The organism is Nostoc sp. CHAB 5715, from assembly GCF_020829685.1.
In the GTDB taxonomy this organism is placed as follows: Bacteria; Cyanobacteriota; Cyanobacteriia; order Cyanobacteriales; family Nostocaceae; genus Nostoc.
The window spans coordinates 1-3,152 of the sequence record NZ_JAIVFR010000886.1; the positions used below are offsets into that span (position 1 = coordinate 1).

2 protein-coding genes and 2 pseudogenes are annotated in these 3,152 nt (G+C 43.2%); all 4 read left to right on the forward strand.

Annotated elements, in window-relative coordinates:
* The coding region (locus LC574_RS33145; RefSeq protein WP_229457829.1) for a ribonuclease J at positions 1–1,179 on the forward strand (1,179 nt) is incomplete at its 5' end.
* A gap of 255 nt (positions 1,180–1,434) precedes the next feature.
* Positions 1,435–1,995: a Uma2 family endonuclease gene (locus LC574_RS33150; RefSeq protein ID WP_229457831.1), complete on the forward strand. Its 561-nt coding sequence runs from the start codon at positions 1,435–1,437 to the stop codon at positions 1,993–1,995.
* A 538-nt stretch (positions 1,996–2,533) separates the two neighbouring features.
* Positions 2,534–2,806, forward strand: a pseudogene (locus LC574_RS33155) (ABC transporter); the annotation flags it as partial.
* Positions 2,807–2,947: 141 nt separating this feature from the next.
* Positions 2,948–3,152, forward strand: a pseudogene (locus LC574_RS33160) (multidrug ABC transporter permease); the annotation flags it as partial.

Genomic DNA, 3,152 nt, shown 5'->3' on the forward strand with positions numbered 1-3,152 from the left:
CTCCTAAGTGATTCTACTAACGCAGAAGTGCCAGGATTTACACCTTCCGAACGTTCAGTTTATCCAAATTTGGAGAGAGTATTTAGTCAAGCCACTGGGCGATTATTTGTCACTACCTTTGCTTCTAGCGTCCATCGTATCAATATGATTTTGGATATCGCCAAGAAGCAAAACCGTGTAGTGACGATTGTGGGGCGTTCGATGCTGAACTTGATTGCTCATGCCCGCAATTTAGGTTACATCAAGTGTGAAGACAATCTGCTGCAACCATTGCACGCAGTCCGCAATCTGCCTGATGAGAAAGTACTGATTTTAACTACAGGTTCTCAGGGTGAATCGATGGCAGCAATGACCCGCATTGCCAACAAAGAACATCCTCACATTAAAATCCGCGAAGGAGATACAGTAGTATTCTCTGCTAACCCAATTCCCGGAAATACGATCGCAGTAGTCAACACCATTGATAAATTGATGATTCAGGGTGCAAAAGTGGTCTATGGGCGGGATAAAGGGATTCACGTCTCCGGTCACGGCTGTCAGGAAGAACAAAAGCTGATGATTGCCTTAACTCGACCCAAATTCTTTGTGCCATTTCACGGCGAACATCGGATGCTAGTGAAGCACGCAGAAACGGCTCAGAGTATGGGCATTCCCGCAGAAAATATGATCATTATTCAGAATGGTGATATTGTCGAACTGACTGAAGATGGTATTTGCGTCGCTGGTAAAGTGCCATCTGGCATCGAATTGGTGGATACTACTAGTTCGGGTATGGTAAGTGCCAAAGTGCTGCAAGAACGGCAACGTATGGCTTCAGAAGGCATTATTACGATCGCAGCTGCCATTGATTGGAATGGTAAACTGTTGGCAAAACCAGAAATTCACCTACGGGGTGTAGTGACAAGTGTAGAGCGATCGCTCCTACAAACCTGGGTAAAACAACGAATTGAAGAAATCCTCACTGTGCGGTGGACAGAATTTGCTCCTGGGGAAGCAGCAGATATAGACTGGGGTGGATTGCAAGGTACTTTAGAACGAGAATTGCAACGTTCCATCCGTCGGGAATTCCAATGTCAGCCATCTGTGACTTTGTTAATGCAAATCCCTGATGAGCCACCCGTAAAAGTTGCCGATGGGAGAAGACGGCGGACTCGGACTGCTGCTCAGGTAGCATCATAGAGAATTTAAAATAAAAATCTCACGCTAAAGCGCACAGACGGGGAGTTTTTCTGAATGTCTTTGCGCTTTGGCGTGAGATATAGTCTTTTATTATGGGTATAGAAATCACAGTAAATAGTACTTGCTTACATAGCAATCCTATCTGATTTGTGAAAATTCTCAGTGTCCAAATCCCCGACTTCTTAAAAAAGTCGGGGATCTAACTTTTCACGAATGATTTAGGATTGCTATAGTTAGTTCTTGGAGGCGATCGCTATGACTAAAACACCAATAAAAATTAGTACTCTTGAGGAATACATCAATTTTGATGATGGCACAGACAAGCGCTATGAAATTGAGGATGAGGTGCTAGTAGAAATGCCTCCTGGTACTGGCAAACATGAGGCGATTATCACCCTACTGTTAGTTCGCTTTTTTTTAGAAATTCAAAAAATGGGACTGCCTTTACAACCGCGCCCTAACGGTACAGAGGTGCTGACCAATAAACAACTTAGAAGACCTGATATTTGTGTGATTACCAACGAACAGGCAAAAAGTATTGAGAGTACTTCGGCTATCCTTAAAACTGCTCCACCCCTTTTAGTTGAAGTGGTAAGCCCTGAATCTATTGACCGGGACTATAATCAAAAAACCTCTGAGTATGCAGCTATGGGTGTGGTCGAATATTGGATTGTTGACCCTCTGGAAAATAAAATAACTGTGTGTTTGCTAGACAACAGTAGTTACAAGCAAACTGTATTTACTGCAAACCAACAGATTATTTCTCAAACATTCGCAGAACTAACACTGACAGCCCAGCAGGTGCTTTCAGCTTAGGGTTGTTAAATTTTTTCATTAACTTACCTCATTCTGGCATGATTCATATACGGAAACTGGTTTAAATAGAGGGTTGGATATGCGTATCAAGCGTGTACTTAAAAATAATATTACTTATTTACATCTAGTTGAGGAGGGTTATAGCCCTGAAAAGAAGAAGGGCGAAAATAAAATAATTAAGGTACTGGGGGTAGAAGAACAAGAACTAGCCAGGCCACTCAATGACATGACTGAAGAGTTTGCAGTTGTGTGGGCGGAGGACAGGACTTTAGGTAATGCCGTACCATTTAGTGAAAGAGTTATAGGAAAGTTTCCAGAGGAAGATAGTGGTAGTGGCGTAATACTCCCCTGTGATATAGTTCCATGTGGCAAGTTTCGTAACGGGGCAGAGCGTTGGTGGTGTCGCACCCATCAAGTACACTGGGGAGTCAAAGCTGATTTGCAACAGGCAGTTCAAGGTGATGAGGGTATAAGATGCTCAAACTGCACCCAGCCTATGCATTACACAAAAAATCCGTTGGTGATTAATCCAGATGATTATGACGGTAGCTTAGATGGACTACTAGAACGTTTTGCCCCATACCGGGAAGTTCATATAGAGTTAGCCCAACCTCTACCGATAGAAAAACTTATGACCTATGGTAATGTGCAACTCTTAGAAGGGCGATCGGTGCATTTTATGGTATCTAGAGAGGCGCTTACCCGCACCGTATCTAAGATTTTGACGGATTTAGAGGTAATTGATTTAACAGTTACCGAACCGCCTGTAGAGGAAGTAATTGGACGAGTATTTCAGGCAGGTGTTGTGTAGACGCGATTAATCGCGTCTGTACAAGAGCCGATTAATCGCGTCTGTACAAGAGCCGATTAATCGCGTCTGTACAAGAGCCGATTAATCGCGTCTGTACAAGAGCGGAGAATTCTGGGTAATTTTTGTAGCGGGAAGTGAAAAATGAAGCGGATAATCAGAAAAGCCTTAACTTTGCTGTCAGTATACTACGCCTATATGGTTGAGTATCGAGCAGAATTAATCTTATGGGTTTTGGCTGGGTCTTTGCCGATTATCCTCATGTGTATCTGGATACAGGCGGCACAAGGCGGTCAGTTTGGGCTATCACCTGTAGATTTTGCTCGTTACAAAAATTACCCAGAATTCT